Here is a 21,257-nt window from a genome sequence, read left to right as displayed (position 1 = left end):
CGCCCTCGCACGCACGCGCCCGCCGACGCACCCGCGCCTGCAGCGAGCCGGTCGGTCCCACCGTCGCCGACGCGCTCGAGTCGCCCGCGCCTGCAGCGAGCCGGTCCATCGCGTCGTCGCCGACGCGCTCGAGCTCGAGTCGCCCGCGCCCGCCGGCGAGCCGTCAATCCCACCAGCAGAACACGTAGTCGCCGACGCGCTCGGGTCGCCAGTGGTTCGCCTGCGCCAGCTCGGGCCCGTCGAGGCGGCTCTGCCAGTCCTGCGGCGTCAGCCGCGTCTCGAGCTCGGCCGCGCCGGCGAGCTCGTGCGGGCCGAAGAACGCGGCGGCCAGCGCGGGCGCGTCGACGAACCGATAATCGAGGCGGTCACTCCATTCGGCGAATGCCAGCACCGGCTGCATCGCGTTGAGCAGCAGCCACAGCGGCCGGCCCTCGTGATCGACGCGGGCGCGGTAGTACTCGGCCGTCGCGTGCGGGCCCTCGCAGGGGCCGAGGGTCGTGCGAGGCGCCGCGCGGACCATCGCGTGGCAGGCGGTGCGGAACGCGGCCAGGTCCCAGCGCGGGTCGTGGCTGCCGCCGAAGCCGGTCAGGCCCGGGCGCACCAGCGCCAGCGCGTCCGTGACGACGTCCCTGCCCTCTCGCTCGCGCGGCCTCGCCATCGCCGGGCCAGCATAGCCGGGCTCACGCGCCGTCGCACTTGCCGTCGTGATCGCCGTCGACGCCGCCGCTCTGCCAGCAATCGAGCCAGTGGTCGAGGAACAGCCGGCGCTCGGCCACGAACTCGCGCATGTCGTCGACCTGGTCCTGGTGCTGATCGAGGGTGAACGGCCGGTTGGGGTCGTCGGCCGCGGCGTCGGCGATCTGCGCGGCCCAGGCGTCGAGGCGGCCCTGCAGGACCGCGACGTCGTAGCCGGTGTCGACCGCGAAGGCGATCGCGTCGACGTAGCGGCGAAACCACACCGGGTCGGCGGTGGCGATGTCGTAGAACGGCCGGCCGTGGTGGTTCTCCTTGATGTACGTGTACGGGTCGGTGTCGGGCTCGAGGCGCGTGAAGGTGTCGTCGAGGTCCCACGGGATGACGACGAAGCCGGTCCTGGGGTCGTTGTAGACGTACTGGTTGAGCCCCCCGCCCCACGCGCCGTCGCGGTCGGGGATCACCGCCTCGGTCGCCCACTCGAGCAGCGCCTGCTCGAGGTTCATCACCGCGCGCAGGTCGTCGACCGTGTCGGCGGCGTTCAGCTGCTCGACGTCGGCCTCGCTCGGGTCCTCCTCGTTGGTCTTCTTGTCCCAGCCCGAGCCGCCGCCGCCGCGCTTGTAGAGGTTGCCGCGCGGGTCCTCGAAGTTGCGCTCGAGGAACTCGCTGTCGACCTTCTCGATGTTGGTGAAGAGGCCGTAGAAGGCGCCGTTGAGGACGACGCGGGCGTTGTTGGCGCACGGGGCCGCGAGCCCGACGTCGCGCAGGATCGCCAGCGCCAGGCGATCGCGCAGGAAGCTGCGGTTGTACTCGGCGGCGTCGAACAGCACGTGCTTGAGGCCCTCGAACCGGCCCTTTTTGTCATACGTGTTGAACGAGACCTCGAACTGCATCTTCTTCTGGTCGTGCCAGTGCGAGGCGTTGCCGCGCAGGCGCACCGAGGCATTCGCTATCACGGTGTCGTCGACCTTGAAGCTCAGCAGCGGGTGCTCCTGCAAGTCGTTGTCGTCGGCGATCGCCCACTCCTGCTCGAGCTCCGCCAACTCGGACGGATCGATCTGCAGCTCCACCGTGGGGAAGCGGTCCTGGGCGTAGAAGCCCGGGCAGTCCTTCGGCTGCCACGCCGGCTCGCCGGTGGTCGGCGACTCGGGCTCGCCGGTCGTCGCCGGCGGCTCGCCGGTGGTCTCGCCGCCGCTGCCGGTGGCCGCAGAGCCGGTCCCGCTGCTGGTCGAGGTCGGCTCGTCGTCGCCGGTCGAGGTCGCGACGGGCCCCGTGGTCGTCGTGCCGACTGCGTCCTCGGTGGTACCTGCTCCGGCCTGCGGGTCGGGACAGCCGGCGAGGATCGGGGCGATGAACAGGGCGGCGACGTGACGCATGTCGACAGGCTGAACCTGCGAACACGCCCAACAAGCGAGCGGCGTCACGACCGCCGTTCGCGGCCGCCCGAACGTGGCTCCGTCCGAAAGACGTGGTGGGATGATCGATCGGGGAATGTCCGCAGCTCGCGGACGCGCGGACGCTGGGTGCAGCGAATCGCAGCGCCACGCGCCCGGCGCGGGCCTGCATCAGAACCGGATCATCAGCCCGGAGCCGGTCGCCGCGATCCGCTTGCCCACGGCGTGGCGGCGCAGCCCGTAGTGAGCCGCGACGACGCCCAGGACGGCGAACGGCAGGGCCACCGCGAAGCCGACCAGGCTGCTCGTGCGCGCGTGCCTGCTCGCCTCCTCGCGCTCGGCTCGGGTCTCGAACGCTATCTTCTCGGATGTGATCGCGTCGCCGCGGGCGATGAAGAAGAAGCCGACGCCGAGCCCGACCAACGTGACCGCGCCCGCCGCCCCGGCCACCGCGAGGTAGCGATTGCCGGAGCGCTGCATCTCGCCGCGCCACGCCTGCTCGCGCGCGTCGTCGGCCTGGTCGAGCTCGACCAGGCGAGCCTCGCTGGCGGCCACGCCCTGCTTCGCGCGCTCGAGGTCGGCCTCGGCCGCGTCCACCGCCTGCGCCGCGGCGGTCGCGTCGCCGCGCAGCTTCGCCAGCGCGTCCGGAGGGCTGTCCTTTCGGCCAGGTGTAGGCAATGCCCCCGACGACACCGGGACCCACGGATCGGCGAGGCCCTCGTCGCGCAGCGCGGCCGCGACCGCGTCCTTCGCCGCCCCGCGCGGCAGCTCGCGCTGCGCCTTCTCGTGGTGCTGACGGCGGAGCTTCACGGCGGCCTTGCGGCACGGCTCGAGCCCCGCGATCGCGGCGTCGCGCTCCGGCTCGGACACGTACGCGGCGAGCTCGCGTCGCAGCGCGATCAGTCGCTCGACCGCGAGGGTGCAGCCGGGCGCGCCCGCGCGGGCCTCGGCGATCGCCTGGGCGTAGCGCTCGCCCTCCTGCTGGTGCGTCGCGGCGTCGGCGTCGGCCGCGGCCTCGGCGGCCTCCAACGCGACCGTCGCCGCGGTATCGGCCTCCCTGGCCTTTCGGACAGCCTCCTGGGCCTGCGCCTCGGCGGCCCGCAGCCCGCGGCCCGTCGCCTCCTCCTCGGCGTGCGCCGCCACGTCCTTGCCGGGCATCGCCGGCGGGGCGAGGCGACACGCGCCGGCCACCAGCGCCAGCGCCACCGAGCTCGCAGCGATCGAGGGACGTCGAGGAGGCATGCGCGGCGGGCGGAGTATCACCCACCCGGGGAGCCCCCTCAAGCCGCGCGGCTCCGAAGCCGATGGCTCGCAGCCCAGGCGCAGCAGCGGCGAGCTCTGGAACGACCGCACGGGTCGCCGGTCAGCCCGGCGCGGGCGGCACGGAAGCGACGTGCGGGAGCGCCGCGACCGAGCGGTCGAGCCGCCCGCACGCGTCCGCGAGTCCGCCAGGCCCGCGTCGCCGCGACCGTTCAGCCCGCCACGCTTCGGTGACCTCGCTCGTCGGCCTCGCCGGCCCGTCGCAGCTCGACGCGAGGGCGGCTCGAACGCCGCGTCAGGCCGCGGGGGCCAGGCGAACCGCGGGCGTGCGCACGGCGATCAGCTCGGCGAGGAAATCGGCGAACGGGATGCCGGCGGCGGCCAGCGCGTTGCGGAAGCCGGAGCCGGAGCCGAGGTCGGGGTTGGCGTTGACGTCGATGACCTGGACCGCCCCGCCGGCCAGGCGGAGGTCGAAGCGGCAGTAGCCGGTCATGCCGAGCAGGGTGGCCGCGCGCGTGCAGACCGCGAGGAGCTCGGCGTGGATGGCGGGGTCGAGGTCGGCGACGATCCGGCTCACCGTCTCTTGCGCCTCGCCCGAGGCGACGTCCCACTTGGCGGTCCAGCCGACCACGCGCCGCTCGGGCGCCAGCGCCGGCGAGAACACGATCTGTCCCGGCGGCAAGGCGACGAGGCCGCGCGGGCCGGCGTGGTAGAGCGCGAGGTTGTACTCGGGCCCGTCGACGAAGGTCTCGACGAGCGCGGGCTGGTAGTGGCGGGCCCACACCTGGCGCGCGCGCGCCAGCGCCGACTCGGCGTCGCCGCACACGCTGCCCGCGTCGACGCCGACGCCCCCGCCCTCGCGCGCCGGCTTGACGATGACCCGGCCCGAGGCGGCGCGGGCGATCAATCGCGAATGTCCTCGAGGACATGTTCTTCGGAGCAGCCGGGCGCGACGGCGAAGCCGGCCGGGGTCGGCACGCCGGTCTGGCGCAGGAACTGCTTGACGAACGGCTTGTCCTGGCAGAGCGCGAGGGTCACCGCGTCGCAGCCGCAGCAAGGGATGCCCAGCATGTCGAGGCCGAGCGCCAGGTGGGCCTCGAACTGCGTGCGGCCGACCGCGCCCTCGCACAGGTTGAACACGACGTCGGGCGCGGCCGCGCGGACGGCCGCGAGCGCGGCGGGCACCGAGTCGCCGACCGGCACCAGCACGCATTCGTGGTCCGGCGCCAGCGCGGCGTGGACCTCGCGGGCGGTGGCCGCGAGCTCGGGCGCGCCGAGGAGCGCGGCGGGCGGATCGGAGAGGGGGGCGACGTGATAGGTGATGGCGATCCGCATGGGGCTCCGGCGAGGTCGAGGACCAATTCGCTAATGTTCGGGGGGTTCGATTGCGGGCGGTCGGGGCTGAACCAGCGCTGGGTGGCCGCGCCGAGGATGCGGCCGATCAATTGCTCGTAGCTCCAGCCGTGGCCGCGAGCGATGATGACGAGGTCGCTGCTGACCGGGTGCAGCCCCGGCAGCGGGTTGACCTCGATGAAGTTGGGGTCGCCGCGGCGGTCGCAGCGGATGTCGATGCGCGACAGGTCGCGGCAGCCGAACACGCGGTGCACGTCGAGCGCGAGCCCGCGGATGGCGGCCAGCCGGGCCGCGTCGAGCCGACCGGACTGCAGCAGCTCGTCGGTCATGACGTAGCGGACCTGGTTGAGGTAGTCGCGCTTGACCTCGAGCGAGTAGACGAAGTCCTCGCCGCTCGCCTCGCGCGGGGTCACCTGCATCACCCCGACGACCTCGGCCGCGGCGCCGTTGCCGACCACCCCGACCGTGAACTCGTCGCCCGACAGGAACTCCTCGATCAGGACGGCCTGGCGGTAGTCGCGTTGCAGCCGGGCCACCCGCTCGCGCAGCGCGGCCTCGTCGTGGCACACCGAGTCCTTGCGGATGCCCATCGACGAGCCCTCGGCCACCGGCTTGACGAACAGCGGATAGGCGAGCGCGACCGGCCCCAGCGCCTCGTCGGCGCCGACGATCTGGAACGGGGCGGTGCGGATGCCGTGGGCCGCGGCGAAGATCTTGGCGACCCCCTTGTCGAGCGCCAGCGCCAGGGCGAACGGGCCCGAGCCGGTGTTGGGGATCCCCAGCACCTCGAGCACCGCCGGGATCTGCGACTCGCGCCCGCGACCGCCCACGCCCTCGGCGAAGTTGAACACGCCGTCGATGCGCCGCTCCGGCGGACGCTCCGCCAGCGCCGCCAGCAGCGGCTCGCCCCACCCCAGCCGCTCCACCTCGTGGCCGAGCCCCCGCAGGGCCCGGTCGATGGCGTCGACGGTGTCGACCGAGTCGAACTCCTCGAAGCGATCGATCGGGTCGCCGGGCGACGGACCGGCCTCGGGCTTGAGGTTGTAGGTCAAGCCGAGCCGCATGCGACCTCCGCCCGGCCCGAAATCGGAGAGACCGGAGAAACCGGGGAAGTAGACGATGCCGACCCGCGAATGGCCGCTGAGCCGCAGCCGGCGGCAGGGGATATCAAGGACGATGCACCCGGAGGTTCCAATGTGACGCTCTCGGGTCGCAACCATAGCCACTTCGTCGCCGGGGGAAAGAAAAAACTTCGCCAGGACCGGCGGACGGGGCCGAACCCGCGACGCGCCCGCGAGCGCCGCGGCGAGTCGCCGGCCGGCGGTCCGCGGGTCAGGCTTGCGGTGACCTCCGGTGCGGCTTCGCGCCCATGGCGGCACGGCCCACGAGCGCCGGGCGGAGGACGCGCTGTTGCAATTGCGTACACCGTCCGGAGCGATCGACACGCCGTTCCGCGGGCGAATCAATAGGGTCCATCCACCGGTCGCCCGCAGTATCGCTTCACCAGCCCGAGCAGGAGATCGAGGTCGATCGGCTTGCGCACGAAGGCGGCCACGTCGGGCGGCGCCGTCTTCGGCGACGCGGCCGACATCACCACCACCGGCAGCGCGAGCAGGCGGTCCTGCCCGCGCAGGCGGTCGATGACCTGCCAGCCGTCGAGCACCGGCATCATCAGGTCGAGCAAGATCAGGCACGGCTCGCGCGCGGCCTGGTGGAGGTAGGCCAGCGCCTTCTCGCCGTTGTCGACCCCGTGGACGTCGTACCCCTCGTCGCGCAGCAGCTCGGCCACCGCGTCGCGGATGTCGTCGTCGTCCTCCACCAACAAGATGGGCGGCATCATCTCAACTCAACGATGTTCGCAGTCGTTCGCAGGGCAAGCGCAGCCGAGGTCGCTGCGCACATTGCGACCCGTCCGGGCCCAGCGGCGCCGCGAGCCCGCCCGCGAGACCTCCGCGGCGCCGCTTCGCCAGGACCGGCGCGGGCCCGCCGATCACGACACGCTCGAAGCACCATGAGCGCCGTTCTCGATGCCCACACTTGCGCCGACGACGCCGGGCTCGTCTACGTGACCGACGCGCAGCCGGGCATCCGTCGCCGCCGCACCGGCCACGGCTTCTCCTACCGCGATCCGAAGGGCCGCCCGCTCCGCGACGCGGAGGTGCTGGCGCGCATCCGCCGATTGGCGATCCCGCCGGCCTGGACGGAGGTGTGGATCTGCCCCGATGAACGCGGGCACATCCAGGCGGTCGGCCGCGACGCCCGCGGCCGCAAGCAATACCGCTACCACCCGCGCTGGCGAGAGGTCCGCGACAGCACCAAGTACGAGCGCATGCTGGCGTTCGCGGCGGCGCTGCCGGCGATCCGCGCCCGCGTCGACCGCGACCTCCGCCGTCACGAGCTGGACCGCGACAAGGTGCTCGCCGCCGTGGTGCGCCTGCTCGACACCACGCACATCCGCATCGGCAACCCCGAATACGCGCACACCAACGATTCGTACGGGCTGACGACGATGCGCGACCGCCACGTGCGGATCCACGGCGAGCACATCGAGTTCCGCTTCCGCGGCAAGAGCGGCAAGGAGCACCGCGTCGCCGTCGACGACGCCCGCCTGGCCAAGATCGTCCGCAGCTGCCGCGACGTGCCCGGCCAGGAGCTGTTCCAGTTCTACGACCACGCCGGCACCCACCACGCGATCGGCTCGGCCGACGTCAACGCCTACCTGCGCGCCTGCTCCGGCAGCGAGTTCAGCGCCAAGGACTTCCGCACGTTCGCCGGCACGGTGCTGGCCGCCCAGGAGCTGTGGCGAGCCCCCGCCCGGAGCAGAAGGGCCGGCGCAAGCAGGCGGTCACGAAGGCGATCGAGCAGGTCGCCGGCTGCCTCGGCAACACCGCGACGGTGTGCCGCAAGTGTTACGTCCACCCGTCGGTGCTCGAGGCCTACGAGGACGGGGCGCCGCTGCCGACCTCGCTGCGCGGGCCGAAGGCCTACCAGGCGCTGCGGCTGGAGGAGCGCCGCGCGGTCGCCCTGCTGCTCGAGCGCCAGCGCACCGCCGGCCAGCGCACCCTGACGGCGCGGCTGGCGGCGTCGCTGAAGCAGCGGCGAACGGCCCGGCACGAGCCCGAGCTGCGCAAGGCGGCCTGACAGCTCGTTTCACGCGGGCTGATGCGAGGGGGCGCTCGCATCGGAGGCCACGCGATCCGAGCGCCGCTCGCTTGGAGCCGCCGTCCCGGCTCAAGCCGACCCGCACGTGCTGTGAGCGGGCGCGCCTCGACTCGAGCGACCCCGGGCAGCCGTCGCGGCGTGACCCGACGAGCATGCCCGATCGGACATGCTCGAAGGAGCATGCCCCGACGGACATGCTCCTTCGAGCATGTCCCCGGGTTCAGCCGCCGCTCGGCTGCCCGGCCTTGCGCCGCTGGACCGCCGCCTGCATGCACTGCAGCAGCGCCTCGCGCAGGGTCGCGAGGGTGGCGATCCGCCCGAGCTCGACGCCGAGGGAGATGATCGAGGAGGCGACGTCGGCGCGCACGCCGACGACGATCCCGCGGGCGCCGAGCAGCTGGACGGCGCGGACCAGGCCGATGATGTGCTGGGCGGTGCCGGTGTCGACGACCTCGACGCCGGTGAGGTCGATGATGGCGAAGCGGGCGCGCAGGCGGCCGATCGCGTCGAGCAGCAGCTCCTGCATGCGCAGGGCCTGACTGGAGTCGATGGTGCCGAACAGCGGCATCAGCACCACGCCCTCCCAGACCTCGATGATCGGCGTCGAGAGCTGGCGGATCGCCTCCTGCTGCGCGGCGATGATGTCGAGCTTGTCGCGCAGGCTGGCCTCGGTGCGCTTGCGGGCGGTGGCGTCGAAGAAGAAGCCGCGGCGCAGCGGCGAGTCGCCGCGGGCCTTGTGGGCGGCGCGGATGCTGTGCACCCACAGCTCCTCGCCATCCTCGGCGCGCACGCGGAACTCGAGCTCGCGGGCCTCGCCGCCCGACGCCGACAGGTGCAGCGCCAGCGCCTCGCGGTCGGCCGCGTGGGTGATGCCGGCGAGGAACCCGGGGTCGCCGGTGAAGCGGTCGCTGCCGTGGCCGAGCAGGCCGGCGATCTGCGGACCTACGTAGGTGAGGCGGCCGGCCGCGACGTCGGCCTCCCACGGGACCGCGCCGGCGCTCTCGACCAGCTGGCGCATCCGCTCCTCGCTCTCGCGCAGGCCCTGCTCGACCTGCTTGCGCTCGCGGTTCTCGCGGGCGAGGTCGCCGTACAGCGACGACACCGCCAGCGAGATCGCCGCCTGCGTCAGCAGCAGCTCGAGCACCGCCGTCCGCTGCGGGGTGAAGGCGCCGCTCATCCAGTTGTTCTCGAGGTAGAGCACGCCGACCAGCGCGCCGGAGCGGACGATCGGGACGCACAGGACGCTGCGCACCTGGCCGCGCGCGAGGTGGGGGTCGGCGGCGAACAGCGGGCTCGCGCGGGCGTCGGTCAGCAGCACCTGCTCGCGGGTGCGGCGGACGTACTGCACGATCGACAGCGCCAGCTCGTCGTCGGCCGCGACCTGGCGGGCCGGCAGGGTGACCTCGACGCCCTGCTCGCCGGTGCGGGCGCCGGCGGCGATCACCAGGCGCTCGCGCTCGAGCAGCAGCAGGTGGCCGTTCTGCGCCCCGGCGTGCTCGAGCACGATGTGCATCAGGCTGCTCAGCAGCTTGTCCTGCATCAGCTCGCCCGACAGCGCCTGCGTGGCCTTGACCACCGCGAGCGCGTCGACCGACAGCCACTGCGAGCCCGGCGGGGTCATCGGCCCGAGCTCGGGCACCCGGGTGGCCAGCTGGGTCAGCTTGGCGGTCGCGCCCCAGCGGGCGTAGAGGCTGCGGGCGCGCTCGAAGTAGGCGACCGCGGCCACGCCGAGGCCGAGCGCGCGGGCCAGCTCGCCGGCGCGCTCGCAGGCGATCGCCTCGACCGCGAGGAACGAGTCCTGCGCGGCCGCCCGGGCCGCCGCCTCGAGCCGCGGCAAGGCCTCGGCCGAGCGGCCCTCGAGCCGCAGCAGCTCGGCGCCGAGCAGCTCGGCGCGGGCGCGGAAGTTGGCCGGGCAGCGCGCCGCCAGCCGCTCGCACACGGCCGCCTGCACGCGCACGCGCTCGAGCAGCTTGGCCCGGCGCAGCGGCTCGCGGTCGGCCACCGCCGCGGCCACGAGGGCGCAGTAGAAGTCGCCGTCGGCGCCGAGGAAGGTGCCGAGCAGGCCGTTGCCCTTGGTCGCGGCGAACCGCTCGGCCGCCTGCAGGGCGCCGGTCAGGTCGCCGAGCAGGTAGAGCCGTTGCATGCGCAAGAAGTGGTGGGTACCGAGCGCGGAGCCTGCCGCCTTGCCGACGGGCTCGACCGCGTCGTCGGCGTCGACCCGGGCGCCGCGCAGGCGCGGTAGCTGGGCCAGGACGATGTCGACGGTCATGACCGCGATCTCGTGCTGCATCTGCACGTAGCTGCCGCGGTGGCGGGCCCACTGCTCCTCGACCTGGGCCAGCGCGTCGCCGCGGCACAAGAGCAGGGTGTCCTGGCCGAGCAGCGCGAAGGCGCCGTAGGCCGAGAGGTCGCCGGCCTCGACGCCGGCCTGCTGCCCGGCGCGCAGGTGGGCCAGGATCTGCGGCAGCGGCTCGTGCCACGGGCCGCTGAACCACCCGTAGATCGTGCGCACCTTGGCGTGCACGCCGGCGTCGGCGATGTGCTCGAGCCGGCGCAGGGTCATGCGCGCGATCCGGCCCGACATCTCGTGCTCGCCGAGCACGGTGACCAGCAGCAGCGCGAACGAGGCGTAGCCGACCACCGAGTCGCGCGTCTCGCCGTGGACCAGCGACAGCTCGACGAGGCGCAGGATGATGATCGAGAACAGGACGATGTCGAGGTAGAAGCTCGACGGCAGCAGGCTGACCAGCACCTGGGCTGCCACCCGCCGGGCCGGGTCGGCGACCGAGGTCGCGTGCTCCATCGCCTCGATGTCGAGCGCCGAGAAGCGGGCCACCGCCGCCTCGATCATCGGCCCGAACGCGGACAGCCGCGCCTCCGGGGTGGCCGGGATGTCGATGCCGAGCTCGCGCAGCGCCTTCTGGCCGACGTCGAGGCTCTCCTGCATGCGCCCGACCGAGTAGTAGAGGCTGATCTGCAGCGTGTAGATCTCGGCCCGCTCGAGCGGCCCGCGGGCGTGCGACAGGGCGGCGTCGAACAGCTGCTCGGCCGCCTCGTTGTCGTTGCACAGATAGGCGCACTCGGACAGGTCGCGGTGGAGGTCGAAGGTCAGCTGGAAGTGCGCGTCCCAGGCGTCCGCCGGCAGCAGCGCGTGCGCGGCCCGCAAGTAGATGAGCGCCGAGGCGTAGGCGTTGGCCTGCTTGGCGCGCCGGCCGGCCTGGAAGTCGAGGCGCGCGAGGTCGAAGCGGGCCGCGGGGTCGCCGATCAGCGCGGCCGCGGCGTTGAGGTGGTTGACGACCGCGAACAGCCGCTCGGGCGCGACGTCGCTGCCGAGCGGGCCGCGCAGCTCCCGACCGATGCGCAGGTGCACGCCGGCGCGCTCGGCCTCGGGCGTGAGGCTGTAGGCGGCCTGCTGCACGCGATCGTGCGAGAACTTGAGCTGCCCGCCGCGCACGACCACGAGGCCGTCGGCCAGCGCCGGCGCGAGGTCGGCCAGCACGGCGGCCTCGTCGCGGCCGAGCAGCGCGGCCAGGGTCGCCGGCGCGATCTCGGCGCCGGCGCACGCCAGCAAGCTGAGGACCCGCTGCGCCGCCCCGGACAGGCCGCGCAGCCGCTCGAGCATCAGCGCGACGATGTTGTCGGTGTAGCCCTTGGCCTCGATCGCGGTCAGGTCCCAACGCCACGCGCCGAGCTCGGGGTCGAGGGAGAGCAGCCCCTCGGCGGCCAGCATGGTCAGGAACTGGCCGACGAAGAACGGGTTGCCCGCGGTCTTGGCGTGCAGCAGCGCGGCGAGCTGGTCGGCCGCGTCGGGGCTGCAGCGCAGGGTGTCGAGCAGCAGCGCGGCGACGTGCTGCGGCGGCAGCGGGGCGACCGCGAGGTCCGACACGCGCACGTCGGCGCTCTGGATCTCGAGCAGCGCGGCGGTCCACGGGTGCGACGGGCCGATCTCGCCGTCGCGATAGGCGCACACGACGAGCACGTGCTGCACGTCGGGGTGCGTGAGGATGTGCTGCAAGAGCCGGATGCTGGCGGTGTCGGCCCACTGCAGATCGTCGAGGAACAGGACGAGCGGCTGGTCGGGCTGGGCGAACACGCCGATGAACTGACGCAGCACCCGGTTGAAGCGGTTCTGCGCCTCGAGCAGCGGCTGCGGCGGGACCGGCGGCTGCGGCCCTATCACCAGCTCCATCTGCGGGATGATGTCGATGATGAGCTGGCCGAGGTTGCCGAGCTCGCTCTGCAGGCGCTGGCGCCAGGCGGCGAGGTGCTCCTCGCTGGTCGCCAGCAGCGCGCGCGAGCTCGCCGAACGCCTTGACCAGCGTGGCGTACGGGATGTCGCGGTCGTACTGGTCGAACTTGCCGGCGACGAAGATGCCGGCCTGGCCGGTCTGCCGCCGCTCGAGCCCGTGCACGAGCGCCGACTTGCCGATGCCCGAGGGCCCGCGCACCAGCGCGAGCTCGGGCGCGCCGCGCTGGGCCACCCGCTCGCGCGCCGCCTCGAGCGCCTGCAGCTCGGCGTCGCGGCCGTAGAGGCGCTGGGAGATCCGCAGCTGCTCGGGCACGTCGCGCAGGCCGAGGGCGAAGCGCTGCTCGCCGGCCCCGCGGGCCGCCGCCGCGAGCCAACGGTCGAGGTCGGCGATAAGGCCGGCGGCGCTCTGGTAGCGCTCGTCGGCGGCCTTGGCCAGCAGCCTGAGGGCGATGTCCGACAGCGGCGCCGGCACCTCCGGGCGCAGCTCGAGCGGCGCGCGCGGGGCCTGGGCGACGTGGGCGTGGGTCCAGCCGAGCAGGTCGACCGCGGTGAACGGCGGCGCGCCGGTCAGCAGCTCGTACAGCAGCGCGCCGAGCGAGTAGAGATCGGCGCGGTGATCGGGGGCGTGCAGGGTCGGCTGCAGCAGCTCGGGGGCGGCGTAGGCGAGCTCGTCGGGGCGATGCACCGCGAGCCAGTCGGCGCCCTCGTCCGCGCCCGCGAGCTCGACCAGGTCGTCGCCGTCGAGGTGGATCCGCCGCGGCGCGAGGTGGCGGTGTACGCGGCCCTGCCGGTGCATCGCGTGCACCGCTGCGGCGACGCTGCGGAGCAGGACGGCGGAGCGCTCCGGGGCGAGCGGGCGAGCAACGAGCTCCAGCAGGGTCGTGGACAAGGACGATCCTTTCGCGTCGGCGACGCGGCGCGATCATCGAACAGTGCGACGAGTCCGACAAGGGTCGAGCGGGCGCAAGAGCGCTCCTTCGCCGAACCGATCGACGACGACGCGTCGCGACTGAAACGAAGACCACTCGACGCGTGCGAGGATGTGCGTGTGTCGCCCGACGCGCCGCGAAGGACGCGACGAGGCGAAGCGAGGGACGTGAACGCCCGCGCACAGGGGCCGGGCCCGATGCCCGGCGCCCCGATTCCAGCGGCGACGGCCGCCCATCGCTACGCGCGACGTCCGAGGACTCACTCGCCGTCGCGGCGCAGCGCCAGCGACTCGCCGGCCACGGTGGCGCCGCCCTCGAGGCACAACATCCGCACATGCCCGCTGGCGACCATGCGCTGATCGTCGTCGCGGATCTCCACACGCCACACCTGCGTGCGCCGCCCGCGGTTCAGCGGCGTGGCGCGAGCGCGCAGCGTGCCGCCTCGCGTGCCCTGCAGGAAGGAGGTCGCGTCTCGAGGCCGACCGTCGACTGCCCGCGCCGCATCGCCGACAGCGCCGCCCCCGAGCTCGCCAGGCTCTCCACGATCGTCGCGTACACGCCCCCGTGGACCAGCCCGTACGGCTGCAGCAGCTGCGGCGTGACCGGCACCTCGGCCTCGACCGCGTCGTCGCTGACGCTGGTGAACACCAGGCCGATCAGCCGGTCGAAGGCGCTGCGGTGGTCGTTGAGGATCGCCACGATCGCCGCCGCGTCGCCGCCGGCCGCGACCAGCGCTGCCAGGGCCGGGCCGGCGTCGGTCATCCCGGCCACCCTACTCGGCGGGCCGGGCCGCTTCAAGGCCGCGCGGGTCCGACGTGTCGACCGTACACCGACACTGGCGCATCCGACATGTCCTTCAGAGCATGGCCGATCGAGCATGCTCCTCGGCGCAGGCTCAGCCGCGGGACAGGCCGGGCCGCGGGCGGTCGGTGCCGACGGTCTCGGGGCTGATCGGGGCGCCGATGGCGGCCAGGGCCTGGCGGTGCTCGGCCGGCGGGACCTTGAGCAGGGCGCGCTCGAACTCCTTGAGGCGGACGAAGCTCGGCAGGGCCAGAGTCCGCTCGACGAGGCCGGCCAGGCGGGGCCACCGCTCGGGCTCGGGCTTCACTTTCGCCAGGGCGGCGTTGCGCAGGAAGCTGGCGACGGCGATGTCGGCGATCGACAGCTCGCCGCAGAAGAAGCCGGCCTCCGGGGCCTGCGACTCGAGGTAGTCGAACACGTGCGGCACGTCCTCGCGCAGGGTCTTCTCGATCAGCGCGGTGTCGGGCTGCTGGCCGAACACCGCCGGCCGCACGATCAGCTGGGCGAACACCCGCCACACGAACACCTCGCCCATGCGCGTGTCGGCGAACTCCTCGAGCCAGCGCGCCCGGGCCCGCAGCGCCGGCTCGCGCGGCAGGAGCGGCGGCGTCGGGTGGACCTCGTCGAGGTACTCGCAGATGACGGTCGAGTCGGTGAGGGTGAGGTCGCCGTCGACGAGCACGGGGATCCGCCGCAGCGGGCTGAGCGCGGTGAAACCGTCGCCGCCGAGGAACGGGATGATCGGATCGATCGTGTAGGCGACGCCCTTGAGGTCGAGCGCGACCAATACCTTGCGGACGTAGGGCGAGACGTAGTTGCCGACGATGTGGACGGGGGGCTTCACGCGCCGATCCGAGCACCGCTGCGCGGGGCTGTCAACACGGGAGAGCCGCCGGCACGGGGGCGGAGGCGAACCTGTCCTCAGGGACATATCACCACTCTCGCGGGCGCGGAGGCGCGAGAGTGAACCTGTCCTCGGGGACATCCGAAAGTCGTGGGCCGGCTCACGCGGACCCGGCCCGCGTGACCGCGGACATCGGTGACGATGGGCCGTGATCGCCGAAGGCCCGCACCTGCTCACCCCGGCGCAGCTCCGCGCCGCGCTCGCCAGCCCGCAGGCGTCCGTGCGTGGGGCCGCCCTGCTGCGGCTGCAGGACCGGCTGGCGGCCACCGAGGATCCAGCCGCGCTGACCGAGCTGGCCGCGCTGCTGCCGACGTCGCCGGCCGGCCTGACCCCGCCCCTGCAGCTGCGGCTGGCGGCGATGTACCGGTCCGTATGGACATGTCGCAACGAACATGTCCTTCCGGACTGGCGCGCCGTCGATCTCGAGCCGGCGGTCGCCCAGGCGTGGCTGCGGCTCGAGCTGGCGGCCCTGCCCGCCGGCCTGGCCCTCCGCGAGGTCGACGCATTCGTGGTCGCGGCCCTGCGCGGGCTGACCGCGGCCGATCTGTTCGAGCCGGCCGCGCTGACGGCGATCGCCTGCGCCCACGCGCGCGCCGACGTGCAGGCCGAGGGGCTGCGGCTGGGGAGAGAGGCCCTGTACGCCGGGCTGCTCGCGCCGGCGGACGCGGCCGCGTCGCTGCGGGCGCTGCTCGCCGGCGCCGACGCCGAGGTGCGCCGCGCCGCGCTGCTCGAGCTGGCGGCGCCGTGGGCCCGCGCCTGGCCGTGCCCGCGGGCGACGCTGCTGCCGCTGCTCGCCGACGACGACGTCGCGGTCGCGACCGCGGCGGTGCAGCTCGCGGCGGTGCAGGGCCTCGTCGCCGACCTGCGCGGTCTGGCCGAGGACGACAGCGCCGACCCGCGCGTGCGCGCCGAGGCGTTCGCCCGCGCGATGGCTCGCTGCGAGCGCGACGCCCTGCCCGGCTGGCTCGCGCTCGCCCTCGTCGATCCGCTGCTGTTCGGACCGGCCTGCCTGCAGGCCCTGCGCGCGCTGCATCGCCGGGCGATCTTCGTCGGCGACGACGAGCTGCCGGCCGTGCTCGCGCTGGCGAGCGCGGATCACTGCCTCGATCTCGAGGAGTTGGCCGCGCTGTGCTTCACCGCTCGCAAGCCGCTGCTGCGCCGGCTCGCCGCGCTGCCGGCCGACGACCCGCGCTGGCCGCGGCTGGTGACGCTGCTGGCCGCGATCGACAGCGACGAGGTCCCGGCGGCCCTGCACGCGCTGCTGGCCGCGACCGCCGACCGCGAGCTGCAGCGGCAGATCCTCCGCCACCTCGGCCCGCATGGTGATCCGAGCAGCGAGGCGGTGGTTTTGGCGCGGCTCGAACAGGAGCCCGCGGCCTGCCTCGAGGCGCTGCGCTGGCTCGGCGGGCCCGCCACCGTGGCCGCGCTGCGCGACGGCCTCGGCCTCGGCGACCGCGCCGGCGTGCGCCCGCACCTGTGCGACCTCGCCGGCGAGGCCGCGGCGCTGCTGTGGCACCTGGTCGACGACGACGCGCCCGAGCGCGCGCGCCTGCGGGCCCGTCTGCGCTCTCCGGCGCTGCCGCCGGCGATCCGCCGCGACCTCGAGCGACCTGCGGCGCGCTTCGACCCCGCGCTGCTGTTCGCCTGCGCGGGCGAGCCGGTCAGCGTGCGGGCGCTCGAGCTGCTCGGTCGCCTCGGAGGCGCCGCTCATCTCGGACTGGCCCGGGACCTGCTGCGGCGGATCGTCTCCGAGGTGGTCGCCGGCGTGCTCGTCGAACGCGACGGCCGGCCCCAGCGGATCGAGCCCGGGCCGGTGCGCGCGAGCGAGGCGGAGCGGCAGATCCCCGAGGTCGCGCTCGCGGCAGTGCGCGCGCTCGGGCAGCGCCTCCACGAGCGCGGCGCGATCCGGCCGACCTGCCTGCTCGCCGCCGTCGACGCCGCCGACGCCGGAGCGCGGGTGCTCGCCGAGCTGCTGCTCGACCTCGACGACGAACCGCTCGACCCCGAGGCGCGCGCGATCGTCCTGCGCGCCCTGGTCGGGCAGCGCGGCCGCAGGACCCGCCTGCGCCGGCACCTCCACGGTCACCTGCGCGACCCCGATCCGCGGGTCCGCGCCGCGGCGGTGACCTGTCTCGCGCGACATGTCCCGGACGACCTGTGCGCAAGTTTATTAAAACTCGCCGAGGGCGACGACCTGCCGACCGCGCGCCAGGCCCTGCTCGCGCTCGCCGAGGCGCGGGCGACCGCGGCCGCGCCGACGATCGCCGCCTGGCTCGAGCACCCGAACATGAACCTCAAGAAGACCGCCGCCGAGGCGCTGCAGCGGGCCGGGACCGCCGAGGTCGCGCCCGCGCTGGTGCGCTGGCTCGGCGCGCACGACAACCCCGGTCTGCGCGCCGCGCTGATGGACGCGCTCGACGCCTTGCTCGCCGGCGCGGTCACGCCGACGCTGCTGGCCGCGCTCGACGGCCAGTCGCCGAGGGACCCGCAGGCCGCCGCGCGCTGGCGCTCGTGGTCGCAGGCGCTCGACGGCCGGCTCGAGCCGCCGGCGATCTTGCACGCCGCGCGGCGCGGGGCGCCGTGGATCCTCAATTCCTGCAGCTGCTGATCGCGCGCGAGATCCGTCCACGCGGCGGCCTCGACTCGCTCCTGGTGCTGCTGCACCGCCACGGCCTGCCGCTGCACGAACTCGCGGTGCCCTCCCCGCCGTCGCTGCGCCCCGCCGTGCGAGCGCTGCGCGACCATGGCTTTCAAGATCACGCCGCCGCGGTGCTCGCCGACGCCGAGTCGCTCGTCGCCGAGGAGCTGGCGATCGTGCGGCCTTACCTGCGCGAGTGGCTGCTCGCGCTGCCGAGCCCCGGGGCGCTGGCGATCGTGCTGCAGCTGCACGCCGCCGGGCTCGACGCCGAGGCGCTGCGCCGCTGCGCCGCGTTCGTCGACGACCTGGCTGCGAGGCTCGATGATTCGCCGCGCGAGCCGCTGCTCGGCCTGCTCGACGACCTCATGCCCCTGCTCGAGGTTCCCGCCGCGCTCGCCCTCGCCGAGCGGCTGCGGCGCAGCGAGCCGCGGCCCAACCTGTCCTCTCGGTCATGGCTCGGGCGTCTGCGCCGCTGCGGCGCGGTGCTCGTGCGCGCCGACCTCGAGCGCGCCCTGCACGACTGCGCCGGCACCCCGAACCCGATCGCCCTCGCCCGCGCCGTCCTGCGCGACGCCTTCCCCGGCCTGCCCGCGCTCGACGAGGCCGCCCGGCGCCTGCGCGAGGACCTCGCCGAGGCGCTGCGCGAAGGCGACCCCGCCGTGCTGCACGACCCGCGGCTCACCCCCGAGCTGCTGTGCGAGCTCCACCGCGACGTCCCCGCCGACCTGCACGCGGCCTGGCTCGATCGCCTGTTGCAGCTGCAACCGCTCGACGTCGATCGCCTGCAGCCGCGCCCGCCCGCCCCGCCGCGGCACCTGCCCCCGCCGCGCTCCGCCGCCGTGCTGGCCGGCCTGCTCGCGCGCCTCGGTTGCTCCGCGCCGCCCGAACGCGAGCGCGCCGCCGACCTCCTGCTCGCCTGGCCCGAGCCTGCCGCGCAGTCGGCCTTGCTCGCCGCCTGTCTCGAAGGCCATGTCGACATCACGCCCGCCCGCGCCCGCGCGCTCGCGGCCCGCTTCGCCGCCGAGGCTCCCACGTGGCTGGCCGCCGCCGAATACGACCTCGCGCTGCGGGACCGTGTCGTCGCCCTGTCCACCGACCTCGCTCCCGCCGTCCTCCTCGACCACGCGCCGACCCTGATCCGCTGGTGGATCGCCGGCGAGCCGCACCAGCGCGCCGGTATCGCCGCGAGCCTGCGACGGATCCCCGCCGTCCGGCTCCTGGCGCACCTCGGGCCCCGCCTGCGCGCCGGCGAGTGGGGCTGCCTCGACCTGCTCGCCGCGCCCTCGGCCCTGCCCACCGAATGGCACGAGCTGCTGGCCCGCGCTCCCGGCCACGCCGATCGCAAGCCCGTCGCGCTGCCGCTCGCGGCGGAGGATCAGCCTCCGTTCGCGCTCGCGGCCCTGCGCGCACCGCTGCCCGCGCCCCCGCCCGCGTCCCCGGGCCGCTCGATCGCCGAGCTGCGGGCGGAGTTCGCCGGCGCCGAGGCCGAGCCGATCCGCCAGGCGCTCAAGGACATGTCCTCGCGGACAGGCGACGATTGGTTCGATCTGCTCGCCGATCTGGTCGGCCACGCCAGCCCGCGGGTGCGGCTGCAGGCCCACCGCCTGCTCCGCGCCGGCGACCGCGGACGCTACCTGAGCAGCACCCTCGGCCTGCTGGACGACCCTGATCCCAACATCCAGCGCACCGCGATCCGGACCGTCTCGCACGCCGGGTACGCGCCCGCAGTGGCCCCGCTGATCGCCCGCCTGGCCCACGAGCGCGACCCGCTGCACCGCGAGCTCGTCGCGGCCCTCCGCCGCCTCGGCCCGCTCGCCGAGGACGCCCTGGTCCGCGCCGCCCGCGAGGCCCGCCCCGACCGCCGCCGCCACTTTGAAGAGGTCCTGGCGGCCATCGCCGCCGACGTCGCGGCAGGCCAGCCGCTCGAGGACGCCGCGGAGGACGACTGACTCACGCTCCATGCACGGCGGGCGAGCCGCTCGAGGACGATTGACTTACGCTCCATGCACTTCGAGCGAGCCGCTCGAGGGCGCCGCGGAGGACGACTGACAAGCATGCGCTTCGAGACATGTTCTTCAAAACATGTCTTGAATCACATGTCCTCTTCGACATGCTCGATGCGCCACGCCCTGCAGGCCGCGACGTTCAGCGCCGCCGACGCCGCAGCACGAACGCCAGCACCAGCCAGCCGACCCCCATCCCCGCGCCTCCCAGCGCGCACGAGCTGGCCGCGGGCTTCGCCGGCTCGCTCGCCCCGGCCGCGGGCTTCGCCGCTTCGCTCGTCGCGGGCTTCGCCGGCTCGCTCGTGCCGTTCGCCGGCGCCGGCGGTGCCGTCTTGCCGTCGGCGGACCAGCTCCCCTTCGCGCCCGGCGGGCAGAACAGCTCCTGCCCGCTGTAGTTGCCGCCGTCCCGGCAGCGCCGCTGCAGCCCCTTGGCCGCCACGGCGGTGCGGCAGTCCGCGCCGACGTGCTTCCATTCGGCCTCCGGCTGCCCCGGCCTGAACGCGTAGTCGCAGAACTCGCCGCCCGGACACTGCTCGGCCAGCGAACAGTGAGCGTCCGGCGAGTCCGGATCGGGCGGAATGTCGGCCAGGGCGACGGCTGGCACGCATGCGATCGCCATCCCGGCGAGGACGGCCCTGAAGGCGCGGCTGCTCATGCCGGGCATGATAACGAATCCGGCGGCCCACGGACATCGGCGCGCTTCTGCGCCCCGAAGTCCGCGTCCAGCCCTTGTTCGCGCACGCGCCGGCGAATGTGCAGAGAGCTTTCGCGGCCCGAATGCGCAGACCTACGCGATCTCGCGGCGACGCGCACGAGCTCCTCCTCCATCACGTCCTGATGGACATGTCCGTCGCCGACCTGACGTCGATGGCCGACATGGTGCTGCTCATGTCCGGCGCCATCCCTGGCGATCGGGTCGATACGGCGGCCTGCTGCAGAGGCTCCTCGCCTTCGCCAGCTTCGTCCCGCTCGCGGTCGCCGGCCCGGCGCTCCGGCGCGAGCCGACGGGCCTCGAACGGCCGGCGCGGCCTGGCGTCATTGCGCAGTGTAACCGCCGTCCATCGCATAGAACCCGCCGGTGATGAACGACGCGCGATCGGACAGCAAAAAGCCACCAGCTCGGCCACCTCGCTGCGCTCGGCCATGCGGCCCATCGGGTGCGCCGCGGCGAACCCCGCGCGGACCTCGTCCGGCATCTCGGCGATCCGCGGGGTGTTCACATACCCCGGCCCGATCGCGTTGACGCGCACGCCCCGAGTCGCGTACTCGAGCGCCGCGCTGCGCGTCAGGCCGAGGACCCCGTGCTTGGCCGCGGTGTACGGCCCCAGGCCCGCCAGCCCGACCACCCCGTTGGCGGACGACAGGTTGACGATCGCCCCGCCCCCGCTCTGCACGATCGCCGGCAGCTGGTACTTCATGCCGAAGAAGGTCCCGCCGAGGTCGGTGTCGATCACCTCGCGCCAGTCCTCGATCGTCGTGTCCGCGATCGTCACGCCCGCGGGCCCGGTGACGCCGGCGTTGTTGACCGCGAAGTGCAGGCCGCCGAATCGCTCGACCGCGGCCTGCACCGACGCCTGCACGGCCTCGGGGTCGCGCACGTCGACCTCGACCGCGACCGCCCGCTGCCCCGACGGGTCGAGGCGCGACGCCAGCTTCAGCACCCCTTCCATTCGCCGCCCCGCGGCCACCACCGCGGCCCCCAGCGCGTACAGCTTCTCGGCGATGGCCTCGCCCAGCCCCGTGGCGGCCCCGGTGACGATCGCGACCTTTCCCGTGAATTCCGGCATGACCCGGCGAGGGTACGACACCTCCGATCGAACGCAACCCGCGGCCCAGTCCGCTGGCGACTCGCTGCATTGCCCGCGGCCATG

General features: G+C 74.2%; 14 protein-coding genes and 2 pseudogenes. 3 read left to right on the top strand and 13 right to left on the bottom strand.

The annotated features are described in order from the left end of the window. Positions 1–163: 163 nt before the first annotated feature. The 7 genes from OV079_RS00975 to OV079_RS00945 all read right to left on the bottom strand — a co-directional run bounded on the left by OV079_RS00975 (position 164) and on the right by OV079_RS00945 (position 6,540). Positions 164–658: a hypothetical protein gene (locus tag OV079_RS00975; protein ID WP_267765695.1), complete on the bottom strand. Its 495-nt coding sequence runs from the start codon at positions 656–658 to the stop codon at positions 164–166. A gap of 22 nt (positions 659–680) precedes the next feature. Further along, complete coding sequence (locus OV079_RS00970; protein WP_267765694.1) at positions 681–2,069, bottom strand: CotH kinase family protein; 1,389 nt, start codon at positions 2,067–2,069, stop codon at positions 681–683. A 189-nt stretch (positions 2,070–2,258) separates the two neighbouring features. Next, positions 2,259–3,329, bottom strand: coding sequence for a hypothetical protein (locus OV079_RS00965; protein WP_267765693.1), 1,071 nt, complete (start codon positions 3,327–3,329; stop codon positions 2,259–2,261). Positions 3,330–3,642: 313 nt separating this feature from the next. Beyond that, positions 3,643–4,254: a D-alanine--D-alanine ligase family protein gene (locus OV079_RS00960; RefSeq protein ID WP_267765692.1), complete on the bottom strand. Its 612-nt coding sequence runs from the start codon at positions 4,252–4,254 to the stop codon at positions 3,643–3,645. After that, positions 4,251–4,385, bottom strand: coding sequence for a hypothetical protein (locus tag OV079_RS00955; RefSeq protein WP_267765691.1), 135 nt, complete (start codon positions 4,383–4,385; stop codon positions 4,251–4,253). Before OV079_RS00955 ends, OV079_RS00960 begins: the two co-directional genes overlap by 4 nt. Further along, on the bottom strand, positions 4,382–5,764 hold the full coding sequence (locus OV079_RS00950) for a D-alanine--D-alanine ligase family protein (RefSeq protein ID WP_267765690.1): 1,383 nt from the start codon (positions 5,762–5,764) through the stop codon (positions 4,382–4,384). Before OV079_RS00950 ends, OV079_RS00955 begins: the two co-directional genes overlap by 4 nt. Before the next feature lie 398 nt (positions 5,765–6,162). Continuing rightward, a complete protein-coding gene (locus OV079_RS00945) occupies positions 6,163–6,540 on the bottom strand; it encodes a response regulator (RefSeq protein ID WP_267765689.1) in 378 nt (125 codons plus the stop codon). A 171-nt stretch (positions 6,541–6,711) separates the two neighbouring features. Here OV079_RS00945 and OV079_RS00940 point away from each other — a divergent pair, with 171 nt between their 5' ends. After that, positions 6,712–7,767: a DNA topoisomerase IB gene (locus OV079_RS00940; RefSeq protein ID WP_267765688.1), complete on the top strand. Its 1,056-nt coding sequence runs from the start codon at positions 6,712–6,714 to the stop codon at positions 7,765–7,767. Positions 7,768–8,082: 315 nt separating this feature from the next. Here OV079_RS00940 and OV079_RS57035 read toward each other — a convergent pair whose 3' ends face one another. The 4 genes and pseudogenes from OV079_RS57035 to OV079_RS00915 form a co-directional block, all read right to left on the bottom strand. Then, on the bottom strand, positions 8,083–11,748 hold the full coding sequence (locus tag OV079_RS57035; protein WP_420829488.1) for a GAF domain-containing protein: 3,666 nt from the start codon (positions 11,746–11,748) through the stop codon (positions 8,083–8,085). A 141-nt stretch (positions 11,749–11,889) separates the two neighbouring features. After that, positions 11,890–12,907: pseudogene (locus tag OV079_RS57030) on the bottom strand (serine/threonine protein kinase); the annotation flags it as partial. Between the two features lie 541 nt (positions 12,908–13,448). After that, positions 13,449–13,802, bottom strand: coding sequence for a PaaI family thioesterase (locus tag OV079_RS00920; RefSeq protein ID WP_267765687.1), 354 nt, complete (start codon positions 13,800–13,802; stop codon positions 13,449–13,451). 133 nt (positions 13,803–13,935) lie between these two features. Then, on the bottom strand, positions 13,936–14,685 hold the full coding sequence (locus tag OV079_RS00915; RefSeq protein ID WP_267765686.1) for a glutathione S-transferase family protein: 750 nt from the start codon (positions 14,683–14,685) through the stop codon (positions 13,936–13,938). A 208-nt stretch (positions 14,686–14,893) separates the two neighbouring features. Between OV079_RS00915 and OV079_RS00910 the strand changes: the two genes are divergently transcribed. Continuing rightward, positions 14,894–17,353 carry a HEAT repeat domain-containing protein gene (locus tag OV079_RS00910; protein ID WP_267765685.1) on the top strand — a complete coding sequence of 820 codons (2,460 nt, stop codon included), beginning with the start codon at positions 14,894–14,896 and terminating at the stop codon, positions 17,351–17,353. After that, positions 17,326–19,332 (top strand): HEAT repeat domain-containing protein, encoded by a 2,007-nt coding sequence (locus OV079_RS00905; RefSeq protein ID WP_267765684.1) that lies wholly within the window; start codon positions 17,326–17,328, stop codon positions 19,330–19,332. The genes OV079_RS00910 and OV079_RS00905 overlap by 28 nt, the downstream gene beginning before the upstream one ends. Positions 19,333–19,528: 196 nt before the next feature. Here OV079_RS00905 and OV079_RS00900 read toward each other — a convergent pair whose 3' ends face one another. Then, positions 19,529–20,041: a hypothetical protein gene (locus OV079_RS00900; protein WP_267765683.1), complete on the bottom strand. Its 513-nt coding sequence runs from the start codon at positions 20,039–20,041 to the stop codon at positions 19,529–19,531. Between the two features lie 380 nt (positions 20,042–20,421). Then, positions 20,422–21,173: pseudogene (locus OV079_RS00895) on the bottom strand (SDR family NAD(P)-dependent oxidoreductase). Positions 21,174–21,257 lie beyond the last annotated feature (84 nt).

It is taken from the genome of Nannocystis pusilla (genome assembly GCF_026626665.1).
Taxonomy (GTDB): domain Bacteria; phylum Myxococcota_A; class Polyangia; order Nannocystales; family Nannocystaceae; genus Nannocystis; species Nannocystis pusilla.
The sequence above is the reverse complement of the archived record's forward strand: the minus strand, read 5'-3'. Positions and strand labels throughout refer to the sequence as shown.

What these genes read in the sequence shown, in the direction of transcription:
- OV079_RS00940 (WP_267765688.1), top strand. Translation starts at nt 6,712, where the DNA reads ATGAGCGCCGTTCTCGATGCCCACACTTGCGCCGACGACGCCGGGCTC.
- OV079_RS00900 (WP_267765683.1), bottom strand. Translation starts at nt 20,041, where the DNA reads ATGAGCAGCCGCGCCTTCAGGGCCGTCCTCGCCGGGATGGCGATCGCA.
- OV079_RS00920 (WP_267765687.1), bottom strand. Translation starts at nt 13,802, where the DNA reads ATGACCGACGCCGGCCCGGCCCTGGCAGCGCTGGTCGCGGCCGGCGGC.
- OV079_RS00950 (WP_267765690.1), bottom strand. Translation starts at nt 5,764, where the DNA reads ATGCGGCTCGGCTTGACCTACAACCTCAAGCCCGAGGCCGGTCCGTCG.
- OV079_RS00970 (WP_267765694.1), bottom strand. Translation starts at nt 2,069, where the DNA reads ATGCGTCACGTCGCCGCCCTGTTCATCGCCCCGATCCTCGCCGGCTGT.
- OV079_RS00945 (WP_267765689.1), bottom strand. Translation starts at nt 6,540, where the DNA reads ATGATGCCGCCCATCTTGTTGGTGGAGGACGACGACGACATCCGCGAC.
- OV079_RS00965 (WP_267765693.1), bottom strand. Translation starts at nt 3,329, where the DNA reads ATGCCTCCTCGACGTCCCTCGATCGCTGCGAGCTCGGTGGCGCTGGCG.
- OV079_RS00975 (WP_267765695.1), bottom strand. Translation starts at nt 658, where the DNA reads ATGGCGAGGCCGCGCGAGCGAGAGGGCAGGGACGTCGTCACGGACGCG.